Origin of the sequence: Caproiciproducens galactitolivorans, assembly GCF_026672255.1 — a bacterium.
Classification (GTDB): domain Bacteria; phylum Bacillota; class Clostridia; order Oscillospirales; family Acutalibacteraceae; genus Caproiciproducens; species Caproiciproducens galactitolivorans_A.
Genome location: NZ_JAPOHA010000006.1, coordinates 134,186 through 152,980, shown reverse-complemented (window position 1 = coordinate 152,980; position 18,795 = coordinate 134,186). Strand labels below are relative to the sequence as shown.

The 18,795-nt window shown below is 47.3% G+C and carries 21 protein-coding genes; 14 read left to right on the top strand and 7 right to left on the bottom strand.

What is annotated here, in order from left to right; translation table 11 throughout:
• Window positions 1-27: 27 nt before the first annotated feature.
• The 10 genes from OUY18_RS07545 (at window position 28) to OUY18_RS07500 (ending at window position 9,813) form a co-directional block, all read left to right on the top strand.
• The gene (locus tag OUY18_RS07545) at window positions 28-741 is read left to right on the top strand and encodes a DNA alkylation repair protein (RefSeq protein WP_268058151.1); all 714 of its coding nucleotides are present in this window, start codon (window positions 28-30) and stop codon (window positions 739-741) included.
• Window positions 741-1,406: a M48 family metallopeptidase gene (locus OUY18_RS07540; protein WP_268058150.1), complete on the top strand. Its 666-nt coding sequence runs from the start codon at window positions 741-743 to the stop codon at window positions 1,404-1,406. The genes OUY18_RS07545 and OUY18_RS07540 overlap by 1 nt, the downstream gene beginning before the upstream one ends.
• Before the next feature lie 69 nt (window positions 1,407-1,475).
• Window positions 1,476-2,714: an aminopeptidase gene (locus OUY18_RS07535; protein ID WP_268058149.1), complete on the top strand. Its 1,239-nt coding sequence runs from the start codon at window positions 1,476-1,478 to the stop codon at window positions 2,712-2,714.
• A gap of 35 nt (window positions 2,715-2,749) precedes the next feature.
• Window positions 2,750-3,694, top strand: coding sequence for an L-lactate dehydrogenase (locus OUY18_RS07530; protein ID WP_268058148.1), 945 nt, complete (start codon window positions 2,750-2,752; stop codon window positions 3,692-3,694).
• Window positions 3,695-3,959: 265 nt separating this feature from the next.
• Complete coding sequence (locus OUY18_RS07525; RefSeq protein WP_268058147.1) at window positions 3,960-4,193, top strand: FeoA family protein; 234 nt, start codon at window positions 3,960-3,962, stop codon at window positions 4,191-4,193.
• Window positions 4,190-6,196, top strand: coding sequence for a ferrous iron transport protein B (gene feoB, locus OUY18_RS07520; protein ID WP_268058146.1), 2,007 nt, complete (start codon window positions 4,190-4,192; stop codon window positions 6,194-6,196). Before OUY18_RS07525 ends, feoB begins: the two co-directional genes overlap by 4 nt.
• Window positions 6,197-6,216: 20 nt before the next feature.
• The gene (locus OUY18_RS07515; RefSeq protein ID WP_268058145.1) at window positions 6,217-6,369 is read left to right on the top strand and encodes a FeoB-associated Cys-rich membrane protein; all 153 of its coding nucleotides are present in this window, start codon (window positions 6,217-6,219) and stop codon (window positions 6,367-6,369) included.
• Between the two features lie 82 nt (window positions 6,370-6,451).
• Window positions 6,452-7,789, top strand: a complete 1,338-nt coding sequence (locus tag OUY18_RS07510) for an APC family permease (protein ID WP_268058144.1) — start codon at window positions 6,452-6,454, stop codon at window positions 7,787-7,789.
• A 407-nt stretch (window positions 7,790-8,196) separates the two neighbouring features.
• Entirely contained in the window at window positions 8,197-8,538 is a 342-nt protein-coding gene (locus OUY18_RS07505) for a hypothetical protein (protein WP_268058143.1), read from the top strand.
• A gap of 90 nt (window positions 8,539-8,628) precedes the next feature.
• The gene (locus tag OUY18_RS07500) at window positions 8,629-9,813 is read left to right on the top strand and encodes an MFS transporter (RefSeq protein ID WP_268058142.1); all 1,185 of its coding nucleotides are present in this window, start codon (window positions 8,629-8,631) and stop codon (window positions 9,811-9,813) included.
• A 48-nt stretch (window positions 9,814-9,861) separates the two neighbouring features.
• Here the strand turns inward: OUY18_RS07500 and OUY18_RS07495 are convergent, their stop codons facing one another.
• A complete protein-coding gene (locus OUY18_RS07495) occupies window positions 9,862-10,155 on the bottom strand; it encodes a Dabb family protein (RefSeq protein ID WP_268058141.1) in 294 nt (97 codons plus the stop codon).
• Between the two features lie 224 nt (window positions 10,156-10,379).
• On the opposite strand from OUY18_RS07495, the gene OUY18_RS07490 reads away from it, so the two are divergent.
• On the top strand, window positions 10,380-10,988 hold the full coding sequence (locus tag OUY18_RS07490) for a hypothetical protein (protein ID WP_268058140.1): 609 nt from the start codon (window positions 10,380-10,382) through the stop codon (window positions 10,986-10,988).
• 102 nt (window positions 10,989-11,090) lie between these two features.
• Window positions 11,091-11,417 carry a hypothetical protein gene (locus tag OUY18_RS07485; protein WP_268058139.1) on the top strand — a complete coding sequence of 109 codons (327 nt, stop codon included), beginning with the start codon at window positions 11,091-11,093 and terminating at the stop codon, window positions 11,415-11,417.
• A 193-nt stretch (window positions 11,418-11,610) separates the two neighbouring features.
• Here OUY18_RS07485 and OUY18_RS07480 read toward each other — a convergent pair whose 3' ends face one another.
• From OUY18_RS07480 to OUY18_RS07460, 5 genes are all read right to left on the bottom strand, one after another.
• Entirely contained in the window at window positions 11,611-12,030 is a 420-nt protein-coding gene (locus OUY18_RS07480; RefSeq protein WP_268058138.1) for a PPC domain-containing DNA-binding protein, read from the bottom strand.
• Between the two features lie 21 nt (window positions 12,031-12,051).
• The gene (clpB, locus tag OUY18_RS07475) at window positions 12,052-14,649 is read right to left on the bottom strand and encodes an ATP-dependent chaperone ClpB (protein ID WP_268058137.1); all 2,598 of its coding nucleotides are present in this window, start codon (window positions 14,647-14,649) and stop codon (window positions 12,052-12,054) included.
• 28 nt (window positions 14,650-14,677) lie between these two features.
• Window positions 14,678-15,343 carry a CopG family transcriptional regulator gene (locus OUY18_RS07470; RefSeq protein WP_268058136.1) on the bottom strand — a complete coding sequence of 222 codons (666 nt, stop codon included), beginning with the start codon at window positions 15,341-15,343 and terminating at the stop codon, window positions 14,678-14,680.
• A gap of 129 nt (window positions 15,344-15,472) precedes the next feature.
• Complete coding sequence (locus tag OUY18_RS07465; RefSeq protein WP_268058135.1) at window positions 15,473-15,817, bottom strand: GIY-YIG nuclease family protein; 345 nt, start codon at window positions 15,815-15,817, stop codon at window positions 15,473-15,475.
• Between the two features lies 1 nt (window position 15,818).
• Complete coding sequence (locus OUY18_RS07460; protein WP_268058134.1) at window positions 15,819-16,298, bottom strand: DUF6530 family protein; 480 nt, start codon at window positions 16,296-16,298, stop codon at window positions 15,819-15,821.
• 236 nt (window positions 16,299-16,534) lie between these two features.
• Between OUY18_RS07460 and OUY18_RS07455 the strand changes: the two genes are divergently transcribed.
• The gene (locus OUY18_RS07455) at window positions 16,535-17,263 is read left to right on the top strand and encodes a hypothetical protein (RefSeq protein ID WP_268058133.1); all 729 of its coding nucleotides are present in this window, start codon (window positions 16,535-16,537) and stop codon (window positions 17,261-17,263) included.
• 103 nt (window positions 17,264-17,366) lie between these two features.
• Here OUY18_RS07455 and OUY18_RS07450 read toward each other — a convergent pair whose 3' ends face one another.
• Complete coding sequence (locus OUY18_RS07450; protein ID WP_268058132.1) at window positions 17,367-18,212, bottom strand: YitT family protein; 846 nt, start codon at window positions 18,210-18,212, stop codon at window positions 17,367-17,369.
• Window positions 18,213-18,382: 170 nt separating this feature from the next.
• On the opposite strand from OUY18_RS07450, the gene OUY18_RS07445 reads away from it, so the two are divergent.
• On the top strand, window positions 18,383-18,787 hold the full coding sequence (locus OUY18_RS07445; protein ID WP_268058131.1) for a Fur family transcriptional regulator: 405 nt from the start codon (window positions 18,383-18,385) through the stop codon (window positions 18,785-18,787).
• Window positions 18,788-18,795 lie beyond the last annotated feature (8 nt).

The window sequence follows — 18,795 nt, the reverse complement described above, 5'->3', positions numbered from 1 at the left end:
TTGCCAGAACTTACTTGAGGTGAAATGATGGGAGAGAATTTTCAATATACCGATTCCGCCACATTGGCAGAGCATTTAAAAACATTGTCCGACGAACCATATCAGAAACTTCAGTATAAATTGATACCCGGAGCGGAAAACGTCCTTGGTGTGCGTGTGCCGAAGCTGCGCGCGCTCGCAAAGCAGATTGCGAAAGGCGACTGGCGAGCCTTTTTGGATGGCGCGCAGGATGCAAGCTTAGAGGAAATTATCTTGCAGGGACTTGTCATCGGATACGCCAAAATGCCGCCGGACGAGACGCTTGCCCGGATTGCGGATTTTGTGCCGAAAATCAACAACTGGGAAATCTGCGACGTTTGCTGCTCCACGTTTAAAACGGCGGCAAAGGAGAAGGAAAAACTGTTTGCTTTTTTGCAGCCGTATCTGAAAAGCCAACGGGAATTTGACCTTCGTTTTGCGGTAATCATGCTGATGGATTATTTTATAACGGAGGAATACATAGACCGCATTCTGAAAATCTATGACGAAATCCGGCACGACGGATATTATGTAAAGATGGCTGTAGCATGGGCGCTGTCCGTCTGCTTTGTGAAATATCAGGACAAGACCATGCGCTTTCTGGAGAATAACAGTCTGGACGACTGGACTTTTAACAAGACGCTGCAAAAAATAACCGAATCCTACCGGGTGGACGACAATATGAAAACCGTGATTCGGAACTTGAAACGCAAGGGGAAATGATGGAATATCAGCTGATTCGTTCCCGCCGGAAAACGATCGCGATCTGTATCGACCGGGAAGGCGCGGTTATTGTGCGTGCTCCCCTGCGCGCGGCGCAAAGTGTGATCGACCGGTTTGTCTGCGAAAAACAGGACTGGATTCGGGAAAAGTCCTTACAGGGCAGGCAGCGTGCGGAAGCGCGCCGGAATTTGCAGATTTGTCCGGGTACGATGCTGCCCCTGATGGGCCGGGAATATCCGGTCAGGCTAAGCGACCGCTCCGGTTTTGACGGGACAAGCATCTTGGTGCACTCTGATGAACCGGAACAGCTCTTGCTACAGATTAAGCGTGTCTATCAGTCGGTTGCCGCAGCCTATATTCAGGACAGGATTGTTTACTATACGAAAATAACAGAGCTGACCCCGTCGGGTGTCCGCATCGGTTCGGCAAACACAAGCTGGGGCTCCTGTTCCGGGAAAAACCGCCTGAATTTCACCTGGAAGCTGATGATGGCCGCCCCGGAAGAAATTGATTATGTTATTGTTCATGAGCTGGCGCATATACGGGAGCATAACCATTCCCCGCAGTTTTGGAAGCTCGTGGAAAACGTTCTTCCCGATTACCGTGAGCGGCGAAAACGGTTAAATGAGACCGGAAAAAAATTACAGAATCAAGGATGGGGTTAGCGGCTGTACTCCGTCGTATAAACAAGTCAAATTTAGGAAGATTAAAAATAAAATTGGAGGTTCATTTTTATGGTTTCACAGGATATATTACGGAAATACGCAAGGCTTGCCGTCTGCGTTGGCGCGAACGTGCAAAAGGGACAGATGCTGGTGATTTCTTCCTCCGTGGACTGCGCCTATTTTACGCGTATGTGCGTGGAAGAGGCCTATCAGGCGGGCGCAGGCGAAGTGCTCGTCGTTTGGGAAGACGAGAAGATTACAAAAATGGCTTTTCAGCATGAAAGTACGGAAACGCTGGCCAATATTGCCCCGTGGCGTATTGAGCAAAGAAAGAACTGCATTGATAAAAAATGCTGTTTCTTATACATTGAATCCGCCACGCCGGGGCTGATGGCCGATGTGGACGGCCAGAAAATGCAGACCGTCCGTATTGCGAAGGAAACCGCGTTTGAGCCCTTCGAATATTACACGATGGCGAATGTCGGGCAGTGGTCTATCGTAGCGATTCCAACGGTTGAATGGGCGAAAAAGGTGTTTCCGGAGATGGGCGGGGAAAAGGCGCTGGAATCCTTATGGGATGCGGTGCTGAGCAGTGTGCGCGTTTCCGCGGACAACGACCCTGTGGAAGAATGGAAGAAGCATAATCAGGATCTGATGCGCCACTGCCGGATGCTGAACGACTTCCGTTTTCAATCCCTGCATTTCACGAATGCGGCCGGAACCGATCTGACGGTGGAGCTGATTCCGAATCATATCTGGGCGGGCGGCTGCAGTCCGGCGCAGAACGGCGCGGTGTTTAACCCGAATATGCCGACCGAGGAAGCATTCACCATGCCTTACAAATTCGGCACGCAGGGACGCGTTTACGCAACAAAACCGCTCAGTTATCAGGGAAAAATGATCGAAGACTTTTATCTTGATTTCAAAGACGGGAAAGTAACAGATTTCAGCGCGAAAAAAGAGCAGGAAACTTTGAAAAACCTGATCGAATTTGATGAGGGCAGCCGTTATCTCGGTGAAGTCGCGCTCATTCCTTACGATTCTCCGATTTCCCAGTCCGGAATTTTATTCCGGAATACCCTGTTTGACGAGAACGCCTCCTGCCACCTCGCGCTTGGCGCTTCCTACCCCGACAACCTGAAAAACGGTACGGAAATGAAGCGGGAGGAACTGGAAAAGCTCGGCTCCAATTACTCCAAAATCCACTGCGATTTCATGTTCGGCAGCGACGATATGAATATCACCGGCACCACTTTCGACGGACGTAAAATTCAGGTGTTCAAAGACGGTAATTTTGCAATCGATTAATTACTCTACTATTTAAAAAAGGAAGGGAATGTAAAATGGTAAATGTCCGAAAATGCGCAATGATCGGCTGCGGGCTTGTCGGAGCAAGCGCCGCGTTCAGCCTTGTGGAAAGCGGGCTCTTTTCCGAACTGGTTTTACTTGATGCGAACCGCGACAAGGCGGAGGGAGAGGCAATGGATTTAAGCCATGGCATGCCCTTTGCCCGTCCGATGGAAATTTACGCGGGCAGTTACGATGATATACAGGACTGCGGGCTTATCATCATTACCGCGGGGGCGAACCAGAAGCCGGACGAGACGCGCCTCGACCTGGTGCAGAAAAACGTAGGCATTCTTAAAAATATTATCCCTGAAATCAAAAAGCGCCAATGCGAGGGGATTCTGCTGATTGTATCGAATCCGGTGGACATCCTGACCTATGCCGCGCTGAAGCTTTCCGGTTTTCCGCCGAACCGCGTTATTGGTTCCGGTACGGTACTGGATACGGCAAGGCTGAAATACCTTTTAGGTCAGCATCTCAATGTGGACAGCCGCAGCGTTCACGCCTTTATTATCGGGGAACACGGCGACAGCGAGCTGGCTGTCTGGAGCAGCGCGAATGTTTCCGGCGTTGCGCTGAGCCAGTTCTGTGAGATGTGCGGGCACTACAGGCATATGGAAACCATGCAGAAGCTTTATGAAGGGGTCCGGGACAGCGCGTATGAAATCATTCGCAAAAAAGGCGCTACGTATTACGGAATTGCCATGGCAGTCCGCCGTATCGCCGAATGCATTTTGCGCGATGAGCACTCTATTTTGCCGGTATCCAGCCTGATTGAGGGGCATTACGGCATCAGCGGGGTCTGTATGGGCGTCCCCACGATTGTCGGCAGCACCGGGGTTGAAAGGGTGCTGGATATTCCGTTAAGCGAGGAAGAACAGCAGAAACTGACGGCTTCCGCGCAGGCAATTCAGGAGGTACTGAAAACAATTGAATTCTGATTTAAAGGCGGTTCGTTACGGACCGCCTTTTTCTTTGCCCGTTCTGTCCACTTTTCGAAGTGATTTTTCGAACCGGCGTATCATATGCTGTATTGGAAGATACAGTATGGGTTGTTATAGTGATCTTTCATAGAAAAAAGGGCGGAAAAAACGTAGGATTCGGAATTTCGGTTAATCTTTTTCCAGTGCCTTGACAAACCCGGGAGGTGGGCATACAATATGAGTTAGCAGAAGCTAACAACTGAGTCGAAGACGGAGGCTTTTTATGACGTTAAATGAATTAAAAATCGGCCAAACATCGAAGATTATTGCTGTAAACGGCGCAGGGGCGCTTCGCCGAAGGCTTCTCGATATGGGGCTTACCCCCCACACGGAGGTTATGGTTCGTAAGGTTGCGCCAATGGGCGACCCGATTGAAATTCATCTTCGCGGTTACGAACTTACTATTCGGATTGACGACGCAAAAAATATAGAAGTCGAGGGGGAGATCAGCCGATGATTTTTGCGCTTGCAGGGAACCAAAACTGTGGCAAAACGACACTCTTCAACCAGCTGACCGGTTCCAACCAGCATGTAGGAAATTTTCCGGGTGTTACGGTTGAACGCAAGGACGGGATTATCCGAGACCATCGGGAAGCTACGGTCGTCGATCTTCCGGGAATTTATTCCCTGTCACCCTATACCAATGAGGAAATCGTAACCCGCGATTTTTTACTGAAAGACCATCCAGACGGGATTATCAATATCGTTGACGCGACAAACATCGAACGGAATCTCTACCTCACCATGCAGTTAATTGAATTAAATCTGCCGATGGTCGTTGCTTTAAATATGATGGACGAGGTTCGCGCAAACGGCGGAACCATTAAGATAGAAAAATTGCAGGAGGAACTTGGCGTTCCGGTGGTCCCGATCTCTGCCAGCAAAAACGACGGAATCGACGAGCTGATTGAAACGGCGGTTGCGACGGCCGGCGCAAAGCAGCTTCCGAAACGGCAGGATTTTTGCTCCGGCGCGGTACATAGGGCGATTCACTCCGTCGCCCATCTCGTGGAGGATCATGCGGAACGGATCGGCGTGCCTTCCCGTTTCGCCGCAACCAAGCTGGTGGAAGGCGACGACCCCATGCTCAACGCGCTGGGCCTTTCCGAAAACGAAAAGGACATGGTCGGGCACAGCGTGAAAGAAATGGAGCACGAGCTTGGAACCGACCGTGAAGCCGCGCTGGCGGACATGCGCTATACCTTTATCGGGAAGCTCTGCGCGGATTCGGTTGTAAAAACAGGCGAGTCAAAGGAACACCGGCGCAGCGTTGCAATCGACATGGTTTTAACCCATAAATATTTTGCCATTCCGATTTTCATTTTGATTATGATGCTCGTTTTTTACCTTACCTTCGGCGTAATCGGAAGCGTGCTGAGCGCGGTTTTATCCGCCGGAATCGATTTTGTAACCGGACTGGCCGACGCGGGGCTGACCGCCTACGGCATTAATCCCGTCGTGCACTCGCTGATTATCGACGGGGTATTCGCCGGAGTCGGCAGCGTCCTTTCCTTTCTGCCGATCATTGTCGTGCTGTTCTTCTTCCTTTCGATTCTCGAGGACAGCGGCTATATGGCAAGGGTCGCGTTCGTCATGGACAAGCTGCTTCGTAAAATCGGGCTTTCCGGACGCAGTTTCGTGCCGATGCTGATCGGGTTTGGCTGTTCCGTACCGGCCATTATGGCGACGAGAACCTTATCCAGCGAGCGGGACCGCAAAATGACGATTTTCCTGACTCCTTTTATGAGCTGCAGTGCGAAGCTGCCGATTTACGCGGTCTTTACGGCCGCTTTTTTCCCGAAGCATCCGGCGCTCGTGATGACGTCTCTCTATGTCATCGGGATGCTGATCGGCATTGTCAGCGGCTTTATCCTGAAGAATACGGTTTTTCACGGAAATCCGGTTCCTTTTGTCATGGAGCTTCCCAATTACCGGCTTCCGAGCGCGAAAAGCGTCGGACTGCTGATGTGGGATAAGGCGAAGGACTTTTTAGTGCGCGCATTTACCGTCATTTTTGTGGCAACCATCATCATATGGTTCCTGCAGACCTTCGATACAAGAATCAATGTCGTGTCGAACAGCGCAGACAGTATGCTTGCCGGTATCGGACGGCTGATCGCTCCGTTGTTCGAACCGCTTGGATTTAACGACTGGCGTGCATCCACGGCTCTAATTACCGGCTTTACCGCAAAAGAAGCGGTTGTCAGTACTTTGACGGTTTTAACGGGAACCAGTGTTTCCAATTTGTCGACGGCGCTGTCCTCCCTCTTTACCCCGTTAACCGCGTGGTCGTTCCTGATTTTCACGCTGCTTTATACGCCGTGCGTCGCCGCAATCAGTGCGGTTCGTCATGAAATGAACAGCAGAAGGAGCGCGGTTGCCGTTGTGCTCTACCAAACAGGCATTGCCTGGATTGCCGCCTACCTTGTTTACCATATCGGACTTTTCTTTTGCCGTTAACCGGCGGATTTGGAGGAATTATGCAGATCGCGGATTATGTTATTCTGGCCATTATTGCCGTACTGCTTGTACTGGCGATACGTTATTCCGTAAAACACAGGCACAGGTGCTGCGGAGACTGCTCGAAATGCTCCTCCTGCCAGGCCTGTGAACGCAACGGGAAAAAACAGTAAATTTGTTTCATTCTGCTTTTCAAAATGGTTCGTATGTGCTAAAATAGGCGTGCTGCTATTTGAAAAGGAAGAAGAATGAAACTTGGAAAAAACAAAGCGCAATTACGGGCTTTTCACAACCATTGCGATGATTATCGGAATCTGTATCGGTTCCGGTATCTTCTTTAAAAGCGACAATATTCTTTCCGCTACCGGCGGGAATGTCCTGCTGGGCGTCGTTGTTTTTTTGCTGGGTGCGACCAGCATTATTTTCGGCGGGCTCTGCATCAGCGAGCTTGCCTCCCGTACCGACCGGCCCGGGGGGATTATCACCTACGTTGAAGAATTTGTAAGCGAAAAATTTGCCTGCGGGATGGGCTGGTTTCAAATATTTGTTTATTTCCCCACCATTACGGCGGTTGTATCATGGGTAGTGGGAATCTATATCTGCCTTTTATTCGGCTGGAAGGGCACGCTGGAAAACCAGATGCTGATCGGGTTTCTCTTTTACACGTTCTGTTTTCTGATGAATTCCCTTTCCGCGAAGCTTGGCGGCGGATTCCAGAATCTTTCCACTGTGGTGAAAATGATTCCGCTCCTTGTAATTGCCATGTGCGGTCTCCTTTTCGGCAACCCTTCCGCGGGGTTTCAAAGTATCCCGGTGCAAAAGCTGGAAGGCGCCGCATGGCTTTCGGCAATCGGGCCGGTGGCGTTCTCTTTTGACGGATGGACAATCTCGACTACCATCTCTTCCGAAATCCGTGATTCCAAAAAGAACCTTCCCAAAGCTCTGGTCATAGCGCCGCTTGTTATTCTGGCGACTTACGTCGCTTATTTTATCGGCGTTTCCAGCTTGCTCCCGCCTCAGAAAATTATCGAGATGCAGGATGCGCACGTTTACGCCGTTGCAGATAAATTGTTCGGCGGCCTTGGCGCACAGCTGATCCTGATCTTTGTGATTATCGCGGTGATGGGAACGGTGAACGGCATTATACTCGGTTACATCCGCATGCCGTATTCCATGGCTTTGCGCGGGGAGAAAATGTTCCCGCTTTCGGGGTTTCTGGAAAAGCAGTCCGGCAAACAGGAGATGCCGGTTCATTCAGCCGTTTTCTGCTACTTCATTACCCTGTTCTGGTCGGCGGTGCATTTTCTTACCGTAAAATTTTCGCTGCTTCCCAATTCCGATATTTCGGAAATTTCCATTGTAATGAGCTATCTGTTTTACATTGTGCTTTATTACAAGGTGTTCACATTATACCGAAAGGGAGAAATTCAAGGCGCTTTTCGCGGTGTGGCCGTGCCAGTTCTTGCAACGCTTGGATCTGTTTTTGTCCTTTCCGGCGGACTGCAAAGCAAATTGTTTTTCCTTTATGCGGCAATCTGTATTTTAACGGTGCTGATTTCCTTTGCCTATTACAATAGCCATCAGCAAGCATAAAAATGTTAAAGGGCCTGAACAATTTGTTTCAGGTCCTTTTTGCGGTTATCCGGTAACAAAAAGCAGGTTTTACCGAATCTTTTGGAAGTTTTTCCTGTTTTTTGCAATTCATCAAGAATTTATGAAGATTCGTGTTATATTTAAATAACAAACAGTCGGAAGATTGGGGATGAAATTTTCAAACAGGAGGAAACAAGCCCAACTATACCGGACGGAATTGCGGCGGCTGAGATAATATCCGGGGATTATCCCATCCCCGCGGAATATATGCGTTTCATGCGGGGAGACTTGGAGCCTTAAACTTCGGAATGTTTTACAGCCTGAGGTTTTTATCTACTTTGCAGCCTGCCCCGAAAAAATGCCGCAGGTTTCGAATAACGATATAGGGGTTTGTTGGAGGATACGGGATGAATTATTGTGTGCTGCTGCAATTAAAGATACAGGAAAATGAATGGCGAAAAGCGGGCGAATGCCATGTGATTTCATGGGATATCCGCGACTTGATTGCCGCGTCCAGCGGTTGGACCATCTTGAACGAGGAAAATTTTGGCCCAGCGAATTCTTTTCTTCCGGTTCTCCAAAAAGGAATTCTGGAATTGTCCCAGCATGCGCAGGCGTATATCCGTTTTGAAGTGAAACACGGAGTCGGAACGATTCGGGATACCCTTCTGTTCTATAAAGGTCTTCTGAACGACTGCAAAAATTATCCCTTGTTTGATCTTTACGGATATATCGACAACGGCCAATAGCCGGAGAATGCAATTTACGTATTGCTTTTTTCTTATATAAGCGCTATGGTTATGTATAGAGCAGAATATACATACATTGGAGCGACCGAAATGATGCAGAAGAAAAAAGTACTGTCCAATATTATACTCATTGGGCTGGTAAGCCTGTTTGTTGATATGAGCACGGAGATGGTGTATCCCATTATCCCGCTGTTTCTCACCGCTTCGCTCGGCGCGACGCCTGCAATCGTAGGAATGATCGAAGGAATCGCGGAAAGCATTGCCTCCCTGCTCAAGGTGTTCAGCGGCTACATCGGGGACGTTTATCATAATAAGAAAAAACTGACGTTTGCGGGGTATTCCGCTTCCGTTATCTACAAATTGATTTTGCTTTGTGCCTCTTCATGGACGGGCGTGCTGGCGGCAAGGGTGGTTGACCGCACCGGAAAAGGAATCCGTACCGCGCCCCGGGACGCGCTGGTTGCGCAGTCGAGCGAACAAGGAAAGCTGGGCGGCTCTTTCGGGCTTCATAAAATGCTCGATATGGCAGGCTCTTCCATCGGTGCTTTTCTTGCTTTTTTATTTGTAGCAAAGAATATGCAATACAGAACGGCATTTCTTTGGTCGATTATACCGGGAGTAATCGGTATTCTCCTTATTCCGCTGGTTCGGGAAGAACGGGATACTGCGCAGAAAAATGAAAAACTCTCTTTTCGCGGGTTGAAGCTGGATAATAAGCTAAAGCTTTATCTGGGTGTTATCTTCCTGTTCTGTCTTGGCAACTCTTCCAATACTTTTCTTCTTTTAAAAGCAAAGTCGCGTGGATTTACCTCTTCCCAGGTGATGCTCCTCTATTTGATTTTTAACCTGTCCGCGGCCATTTTGGCCATCCCGTCGGGGAAGCTTTCCGACCGGTTCGGAAGGAGCGCCATCTTGGTTCCCGGCTATTTGATTTATGGTCTGGTTTATCTGGGGTTTGCCCTGTTGACTTCCAAAACAGGCATCCTTCTTTTGTTTGTCGCATACGGAGCCTACACCGCCTTTATCAGCGGTGCGGAACGCGCGTTTATTGCAGAAGCCTCTCCAAAGGAGTTTAAGGGTACGGTGCTGGGACTGTACGGCATGCTGCAGGGAATCGGCCTTTTGCTTTCCTCCGCCGTTGCCGGCGTAATGTGGGATAAGATCAATTCCGACGCGCCGTTCTGGTTTGGCGGCATACTGGGACTGCTTTCGGCGGTTGCGGTTGCGGTTATTCTGGGCTATGGCAGAAAGGCGCCGAAAGAAGCGGAGATTTAAATAGGAAAACTTCCTCTGGTTTTTTCGCCAGAGGGAGTTTTTTAACGGTTAGATTTTGTAGTCGGCGCATTCCCTGCCGCAGGTAAGCGAATGCACGATTTCCTTGATCGCCACGTGTGCGGGATGCGTCTGGTACTTTTCCTGTGCTTCTCTAGAATCAAATTCGCAAAGCAGCACCAAGTCATATTTTCCGCCGTTGTAATTGTGCCCGATTTCAATCGCTTTCAGGCCGTCCACAACACCCAGCAGCGATTTGAAACGCTTTTGCAGATCGGCCGTGATTTTTTCGCAGTCTCTTTTTGCTTCGTCATTCAATGTCCACATTACGATATGTTTTACCATGAATCTCACCCTTATAATTTTTTATAACTATTATACCATATCCCATAAGAAATGGAGGATAAAACATTATATGGATTAGGTGTAAATATATTGTATTGACAAAAAAGAATTAATAGCGTAATATTCTATTAGGGAAATAGTAATATATACGCATATTACTAAATATTTTCTGAAAAAAGGTTGGCCTGATGACTTTTTTATTTTTATAATGGTAAGAGGTTGTCATGAAGATCAAAAAAAAAGTTTTGTTATTTTGCACAATTCTTATATTTTCTGTTGTGCTTTCACTGGCAATAGGTTCACATTATAAATCAAAAGATACTTTTAGTGATTCGATAAATATTCAGGCTACAAAAATTAGCGATGTACTAACCATTGATCAGTTAGTAGACCAAATCGCAAAGGATACGAAATCGCGGTCAAATGTTGTCAGGAAACAATTAAATGAAACCTTTTCGAATGTTTTCATGGATGGAAAAACGTACCGAGTGATAACGACGACTGTGCCACTGTGGCCTCAATATCAACCAACCGTTCGCTTTTATTGTCAAACAATTGAAAACACTGGTTCCCATGGAATATCTAAGGTTATCAGCGTTCATTTGAATCAGGAATACTGTGAAATCAGCAAACAGTTTTGTGGAACATTATTTTTAAATTTGGAGAATTCTCATACAATTTATTTTGAATTAAACGGTGATTTTTATAATACAGGAACTACGCTTCCTAATATTGGATGGGGTAATGAGGATAACATCACATTAAACTATAAAATTTCAGATTTTTCAAATTATTATGGTACCGCTGATTATATAGATAGAGTAATATGGTAAGGATTCCCTATCCAATCCCCATATTTTACTTAACGTGAAAGCTTTTCGAACCTCCCGGTTGTATGTAGGGAAATCCGAATGCATAAGAGGTGATATTGTTTATTGCAGAAGTCGGAATGTAAGAAAAATATATTTGCGATTGCTACATGTTTCATAATGGCTATTTTATTACTCATGGGTACTTCTTATCTCGTGCAGAAGCAGGGTATCATCCGAGTGTTTCAAAATCAACAAATCCAAAAGGGCTCTATTATTCGTAGAAATTATGCGGAAATAAAGCAAAATGAAAAAAGATTGAAGGATTTTCTTGGACATCTGAAATATGACCAGTATGTCGATGATAATGATAATATAGTCGGCAAAAAGAATCCGGAATATGATTTAAGAGGGGAACACAGCGGTTCCTCTGATTTGGATTTTGGCTATTAACTTTATGACCAAAAAGATCGATACATCATATTCGATACTTTAAAAGGGCAGTATGCGGTCGTGTCCGGGAACGATTATAAGCATTTGAAATCTACTTTAGAAAGTTTAGAATATAAACGCTGGTAAGTATTTTAAAATTAGCGGCCCCGGAGTGATGTACACCGCTCCGAAGCCGCTTGTTTCTAAGATTCAATTACAGAGCAAACACATTCAGTCCGGTTTCTTCGTCCGGCTTGCGACCGACATTTCCTGGCAGGGTATGGATAAACATTTCGCAGGTGCCGCTGATGACCGCTTCATTTAAATGCCCGCCGACAACCTTTCCGTCGGCGCCGGCAAAATTCGCGTGAAGATGCAGATATACCTGACCTTCCTTTTCGGTGACATTTCCGGAAAGGGAGGTCATTTCCATCTCACCGTCGAACGTGTTTTTATAATATTTTTTCTCATCGACCCGGTATAGCCCGACAACCGCATGGTCAACCGCGCCGATGGCGGAAACGCTGGCAAGCCGGACATTTTCCTTCTCGCAAATGGTTTTCAGGCTTTGCAGGATTTCTTCCCCGCGGTCGATGCGGGCGATAAGGGTGTCTCCGATTCTTTTATATTCCATAATCTGCTCCTCTGTTCTTTATTACCGCAGCGTCAGCTTGCCGTCCGCGTAGTCGACGGTCAGCTCGGTTCTCGGTTTTAAATCTCTGGAGATAATCGCTTTTGCGATCAGCGTTTCGACTTTACTCTGGATGAATCGCTTTAAAGGGCGTGCGCCGTAAACGGGATCATAGCCCTGATCAACGATATAATTTTTTGCTGCCTGCGTCAGGGTTACCGTTAACTGCTTTTCTTCCAGCCGCCGCTGTAAATCTTCAATCAGCAGGACGACAATCTTGTCGATTTCGGTACGGGTAAGCGGTTTATAGAAGACGATTTCGTCCAGACGGTTCAGGAATTCGGGCCGGAACTGCTGTTTCAGCATGGCGTTCACCTGTGCTTTTGCTTCTTCGCTGATCTGCCCGTTCGGCTCAATTCCGTCAAGAATGCAGCTTGAACCCAAATTCGAAGTCAGAATGATGATGGTATTCTTAAAGTCAACCGTGCGGCCCTGTGAATCGGTGATGCGCCCGTCATCCAAAACCTGAAGCAGGATATTGAATACATCGGGATGCGCTTTTTCCACCTCGTCGAAAAGGACGACGGAATACGGATGCCTGCGGACCGCTTCGGTCAGCTGGCCGCCTTCCTCGTAGCCGACATAGCCCGGAGGCGCTCCGATTAAACGGGACACGGAGTACTTCTCCATGTATTCCGTCATATCGATGCGCACCATGTTGTGCTCGTCGTCGAACAGGGTCTGTGCCAATGCCTTGGCAAGCTCGGTTTTGCCGACGCCGGTGGGGCCGAGGAACAGGAACGAGCCGATGGGGCGGTTCGGGTCCTGAATGCCCGCGCGGGAGCGAAGAATCGCTTCGGTTACTTTCTTCACGGCTTCGTCCTGCCCAACGACGCGCTGATGCAGGATATCGTCCAGCTTTAACAGCTTTTCGCGTTCGCCTTCCATCAGCTTGGCAACCGGAATGCCCGTCCAGCGGGCGATAATTTTCGCGATTTCCTCATCGGTTACCCGGTCGCGAAGCAGGGAACCGGTAGCCTGCGATTTTTCCGCAATCTGTTCCTCCGCTTCCAACTGCTTGGTCAGTTCGGGAAGCTTGCCGTATTTATATTCCGCCGCTTTATTTAAATCATAATTGCGTTCCGCCTTTTCAATTTCGGCGTTGACCTGCTCGATTTCCTCGCGTAGCTTCTGCACCTTGGAAATCGCCTGCTTTTCGTTTTCCCATTTCGCTTTCATTTCCTTGAACTTTTCACGCTGATCGGCCAGTTCCTTTTGGATTTCCTTTAAGTGTTCTTTCGAAAGGGTATCGGTTTCCTTCTTTAAAGCGGCTTCTTCAATTTCATGCTGCATGATTTTGCGCGAAATTTCATCGAGTTCGGCCGGCATGGAATCAATTTCGGTGCGAACCATGGCGCAGGCTTCGTCTACAAGGTCGATCGCTTTATCGGGCAGGAAACGGTCGGAAATATACCGGTTCGACAGTACCGCCGCGGCGATCAGGGCCTGATCCTGTATTTTTACGCCGTGGAAAACCTCATACCGTTCCTTTAAGCCTCTTAAAATCGATATGGTGTCCTCCACACTCGGTTCCTCAACCATAACCGGCTGGAAACGCCGTTCGAGCGCCGCGTCTTTTTCAATATACTGATGATATTCATTTAAAGTTGTGGCGCCGATGCAGTGCAGTTCGCCGCGCGCAAGCATTGGTTTCAGAAGATTGCCCGCGTCCATGGAGCCTTCGGTCTTTCCCGCGCCGACGATGGTGTGCAGTTCATCGATAAACAGGATGATTTGGCCTTCGCTCTTCTTTACTTCATTCAGAACGGCTTTCAGCCTTTCCTCGAACTCGCCCCGAAACTTCGCGCCCGCAATCAGCGCGCCCATATCGAGCGAAAACAGCTTTCTCTCTTTTAAATTGTCCGGAACGTCGCCCCGCACAATTCGAAGGGCAAGCCCTTCGGCAATGGCGGTTTTGCCAACGCCCGGTTCGCCGATCAGAACCGGATTGTTTTTCGTCTTGCGGGAAAGGATGCGGATGACGTTGCGGATTTCCGAGTCCCTTCCGATAACAGGGTCGATTTTATGGTTTTTCGCAAGCAGTACCAAATCCTGCCCGTATTTTGCAAGCGCGTCGTAGGTTTCCTCCGGCGTGTCGCTTGTAACCCGGGTATTTCCCCGAACGGTGGAAAGCGCGGAGAGAAATTGGTTCCGGCTGATGCCGAAAGAGTCGAGAACCGCCCGCACGGCAAGATTCGGTCTATTCAAAATGGAAAGCATGATATGTTCGACCGAAACGTATTCGTCTTTCATGCGCCCGGCTTCTTTTTCCGCGTCGACCAGTACCGTGTCCACGTCGGCGGAGACATAGATTTTTCCCGACTCGCGCCCCGGGCCGGTAACGCCCGGAAGTTTTGCCACCTGCTTCTTAACATTTTCCAAAACCGCTTCCGTGCTGATGCCCATCTTCTTGAAAAGCTGGGGAATCAGCCCGTTTTCCTGGGACAGCAGCGCCTGAAACAGATGCTCCTCTTCAATTTGCATGTTATTGTTCTGAATCGCGATATTCTGCGCTTCCTGAATGGCTTCAAGGGATTTCTGCGTGAATTTTTGAGCGTTCATAAAATCCTGCCTCCTCGCTCACGGTTGTTCAAATTACTTCACTGATTTTTACGTAACGGGAATAACTTTTTTCGATTGCTTCCTCAGCCGCTTCCAAATCCTCCAGCCCGGAAAAATAAAGTTTCAGATTCTTATCGAATGAGCGGATGTAATCGGATATGGCGGCCGCAAGATTTTCATTGGTTCGCTGGGATTCGTCGCGGGGGAGAAGGAACTGCCTTGTGTAACGGCCTGTCTCCACCTCGCACAGCACCTTTCCGTTTGGGAAATACGAGGCGATATACTTGTTTTCCAGCGCCGACCAAAAAGCAAAGAAATCCGTCAGGATGGTAATCAAAGACTGGCTTTGCGTGCGCGTGGAAACCCGCAGCTCGCCGACGGTCGGCCCGCAAATGCGGTAAAGCTCCAAGGTGTAACGTATGGTTGGTTTGTACCGGTACCGGAGCGCGCTGCGGATCGAAATCATGGCGTCGCTCGGCTGAAACTGAATCTGAAAATTGCCCAGTCCCGTCATCAGCCGGTCCACGCTTTCAAAAATATCCCGCATCCGCATTTCCGGCGTTGGACAGGAAAGATATTCCGCAAGAATCTGGTTAATCAGGTTGCTGCGGCTGGTATTTTTCTCATAGGCCATTCGGTCAACCGCATCTACGACCTCATCAATCAGCACAAGACTATATACATTTCGGTCCATCCTGCTCATTCCAATCTAAAATTTCTTGCTTTACAATTAAAATTATACCAAAGTTATATAACTTGTCAATATAATTATATAATTTTAAATACAAAGATTCCAAGGCGAATGGAGTAAGAATTCGTATATTTAATACAAATTTTTCCCGAGAAGCTTTTCAGCCCATAATTCCTGAAGGGTAGCGATGTCTTCCGCAAATTCCTGATCGGTCTGGCTCTCTTTTTTCATAAGCTCTGCCAGTACCGTGAAATCAAAAGCCATGTTTCCGTATTTTTGCCAGTCTTCCCGCAGTTTCAGGTTGATGCAGGAACCGGTTTTTTTCGAAAATTCAAACCGGTTTCGGCTGCCCTGCATATCGCAGGTGGAAAGCAGAAGCATCTTCCCGTTCCCGCTGTTCACAATCGCGTAAATTCCGCCGACAACTTTTCGTTCTTTGTAGGCCGCCGCCAGCTCTTTCTTATTTTGTTTATCCACCTTAATACCCCATTTCTTTCAGAATGCGTGAGAGTGTCCTTAACCGTTCACTGATTAGTTCGTCGTTGTCGCTGAGCACCTGTGTAAAAAGCTTGATGTCGTCGTCAATCATGGGGTTATCCGTGCAGACCGAAACCGTCATTGCGTCCCCTTGAAGGCCAATGCGGTCGATTGTGGTATGCTCCGGATCGTACAGTTTTTCAAAGCGGTAGGAATCCGCGCAGTATTGTTTTGCCCTGCAAATGAGAATAGCAAGGTCGATTACGCGGTGCAGCGGCAGCTCTTCGGACTGACGGGACCATTTTTCGCCGGTGTAACGCCAGACTTTCGCGGAAATATCCACTTTGCCGCGGTCGTTCCACTGCGCGAGGCCAAGGGAAAGCCCTTTCGCGTCGGAATGATACGCCGCTCTGCCGTCAATATTTTCATAGTTTTCCGAAACAATGACCGGTTTATGTTTTAAAGTTGTTGGGATTTTCATAAAAGCACCTCGATTACTAAATTAGTAATTTACTAAATTACTAGATAATAATATGCTCAAAAGAATCCATTGTCAAGGAGGTTTTTTATAACATAGATAAAATTAAAAATCAGATAATGAAAAACAATTTGCTTTCAAAATAAATAGCTGTATAATAAATTTAGCATAGTTCTAAATTGTAATTTAATTTTCTAGTTTTACAACAATGCTGATATATAATGTAAGGGAGATTTCATATGCATGTAACTGCTTTTGACTGGCACGATTTTGCCGGGTTGTACAGGCATGAGCCGGAGAGGCCGTTTGGTTCCTGTATATTGATGAAAAAGGAGAATCAGATTGACTGCCAGTTTGTGGATAGAACGCAGCTTCAATTTCCTTCCAGCGCAAAAACCCTTTCACAGGAAATACAGAGCAACCTGCCTTTGCAGCTTGCGTTAATGGAATCCACCATTTTTACAAACTCATCGGCAGAAATCGCCTTTTCAGGCGGGATTGGCACGGAAGAATTTAAACATATGGCTTCGGTTCTTGTGAAGTGCTACCGGTTTGTTTCATTCTATCTCCGCGATGGGGAACTGTATAAAATCAGAGGAGGGAACGTTCTGCCCTATGCAAAAAAAGTATACCGGCAGCTCTTTCTTTCCGGAAAACTCCATCCCTGTATTCTTTATTTTGGTTCCCGTGCAGACCGGTTGACCGACCCGGACTCTTCGCTGGCCTTATTTGAAGTGCATGAAACGGAATATAAAGGATCGAAAATTTCAAGCGATGTGGTTGAATTTGCTTCCCTTCTTAAAAAACGCAGTGAGATTTTCGATAATGTTACATCGATCCCTTTTTACGGGTATTCCTTTGAAGAATGGTCTCATAACGATACAATCCATTCTATTCTCTCTCAATTTCCAAGAAGTTTTTATATAGAGGAAAACGGAACCCGTTCCTATGGTTTTTATCTTCTGTAAAGCAGTCCTGTTAAATCGTGCAAAAAGGGTGAAGCGGAATTTTCCGCTTCACCCTTTTTGTAGTTCAATTTGAAATCCCTCAGATGTGCAAGGGGAACCATTTTTACTCATGAAATCCTTTTCCGATAATCTCGCTTGTATTGGAGATCAGAATGAACGCCTCCGGCTCTACCCGCTTAATGTAACGCCGGAGCTGTACCGCCTGCGGCCGGCGCAGCGCGGTTAAGACAACATAATTATGTTTGTGCGAATACGCGCCTTTTGCATCCAAAACGGTAGCGCTTCGATTGAGCTCTTTTACAATATAATTGCAAATTACATCCGGATTTGAGCAGACCACGTTAAAATACTTTGCAAGGTTGATGCTTTCAATCACGTTGTCGATTGCGAGCGATTTTGATAAAAGGCCGAGCGTTGAAAACAGCGCGGTCTTAATATCGAATACAAAAAACGCGGAAAGGGTAATCAGCATGTCGCTGAAGAACAAGGCCCTGCCGATATCGAAGGTTGTATATTTCTTAAGGACCAAAGCGACGATATCGGTACCGCCGCTGGAAGCATCGATATTAAACAGAAGCGCGGAGCCGAATGCCGGTATTGCTACGGCGAATACCAGCTCGAGCATCGGCTGATCGGTTAGCGGATGGTGCAGAGGATAAATCTTTTCCAGCGCGGAAAGGCATACGGAGAGCAGCATACTGGAATATACGGTTTTTACCGCGAAGTCCTTGCCGATAAACAGGAAACCGAGAATCAACAGCAAAACATTTAGAATCATATTTACCGTACCGGGGGTAAACGGGGTAACCCTGCCAATTACAACGGAAAGACCGGTAACTCCTCCGAAAGTAAAATTATTGGGGAATTTGAAAAAGTAAACGCCTACAACAATAAAAAGTGTGCTGACCGTAATTAACGCATATTCTTTGATTAGCTTTCTGATTTTCATAAAAGCCCCTTATTTTTCTGTTTTTTTTGGCCATTACTTATTGTAACAAAAAAAATTAATAAATCAATCCATAAAAAAATTTAAAAAACCTCTTTACAAATGAATGGAAAGGTGCTAGTATAGGAAACAGAAACAAGAATGATTACTATTATTGATTTAGGAAGGACCGTATGGAGAAGAAACAAAACTACAGCAGAAAACGAGAGGCCATTTTAAAGGCGATACAAGGTACAACCTGCCACCCGACAGCGGAATGGGTTTATCAGAAATTAAAGCCCGAATATCCGGATTTGAGTCTGGGCACCGTTTACCGCAATATCGCGCAGTTTAAAAATGACGGTACCATCATCAGTGTCGGTACGGTAAACGGGCAGGAGCGGTACGACGGAAATATTCAGCCGCATACGCATTTTGTTTGTTCCTGCTGCGGGGCGGTGATCGACATTCCCGGTAATTTCATCTCTTTGGATGCAAATGTCGAAATTGCCGAGAGGTATCATCTTCGCATCGATTCCAGCGAGGTTCTGTTTCACGGTATCTGTTCCAATTGTTTACAAAGGCAAAAGCCTTTATAAAATATTTA

What these genes read in the sequence shown, in the direction of transcription:
- OUY18_RS07455 (WP_268058133.1), top strand. Translation starts at nt 16,535, where the DNA reads ATGCATGTAACTGCTTTTGACTGGCACGATTTTGCCGGGTTGTACAGG.
- OUY18_RS07505 (WP_268058143.1), top strand. Translation starts at nt 8,197, where the DNA reads ATGAATTATTGTGTGCTGCTGCAATTAAAGATACAGGAAAATGAATGG.
- OUY18_RS07445 (WP_268058131.1), top strand. Translation starts at nt 18,383, where the DNA reads ATGGAGAAGAAACAAAACTACAGCAGAAAACGAGAGGCCATTTTAAAG.
- OUY18_RS07530 (WP_268058148.1), top strand. Translation starts at nt 2,750, where the DNA reads ATGGTAAATGTCCGAAAATGCGCAATGATCGGCTGCGGGCTTGTCGGA.
- OUY18_RS07525 (WP_268058147.1), top strand. Translation starts at nt 3,960, where the DNA reads ATGACGTTAAATGAATTAAAAATCGGCCAAACATCGAAGATTATTGCT.
- OUY18_RS07545 (WP_268058151.1), top strand. Translation starts at nt 28, where the DNA reads ATGGGAGAGAATTTTCAATATACCGATTCCGCCACATTGGCAGAGCAT.
- OUY18_RS07540 (WP_268058150.1), top strand. Translation starts at nt 741, where the DNA reads ATGGAATATCAGCTGATTCGTTCCCGCCGGAAAACGATCGCGATCTGT.
- OUY18_RS07470 (WP_268058136.1), bottom strand. Translation starts at nt 15,343, where the DNA reads ATGGACCGAAATGTATATAGTCTTGTGCTGATTGATGAGGTCGTAGAT.
- clpB (WP_268058137.1), bottom strand. Translation starts at nt 14,649, where the DNA reads ATGAACGCTCAAAAATTCACGCAGAAATCCCTTGAAGCCATTCAGGAA.
- OUY18_RS07490 (WP_268058140.1), top strand. Translation starts at nt 10,380, where the DNA reads ATGAAGATCAAAAAAAAAGTTTTGTTATTTTGCACAATTCTTATATTT.
- OUY18_RS07535 (WP_268058149.1), top strand. Translation starts at nt 1,476, where the DNA reads ATGGTTTCACAGGATATATTACGGAAATACGCAAGGCTTGCCGTCTGC.
- OUY18_RS07515 (WP_268058145.1), top strand. Translation starts at nt 6,217, where the DNA reads ATGCAGATCGCGGATTATGTTATTCTGGCCATTATTGCCGTACTGCTT.
- OUY18_RS07500 (WP_268058142.1), top strand. Translation starts at nt 8,629, where the DNA reads ATGATGCAGAAGAAAAAAGTACTGTCCAATATTATACTCATTGGGCTG.
- OUY18_RS07495 (WP_268058141.1), bottom strand. Translation starts at nt 10,155, where the DNA reads ATGGTAAAACATATCGTAATGTGGACATTGAATGACGAAGCAAAAAGA.
- OUY18_RS07450 (WP_268058132.1), bottom strand. Translation starts at nt 18,212, where the DNA reads ATGAAAATCAGAAAGCTAATCAAAGAATATGCGTTAATTACGGTCAGC.
- OUY18_RS07460 (WP_268058134.1), bottom strand. Translation starts at nt 16,298, where the DNA reads ATGAAAATCCCAACAACTTTAAAACATAAACCGGTCATTGTTTCGGAA.
- feoB (WP_268058146.1), top strand. Translation starts at nt 4,190, where the DNA reads ATGATTTTTGCGCTTGCAGGGAACCAAAACTGTGGCAAAACGACACTC.
- OUY18_RS07480 (WP_268058138.1), bottom strand. Translation starts at nt 12,030, where the DNA reads ATGGAATATAAAAGAATCGGAGACACCCTTATCGCCCGCATCGACCGC.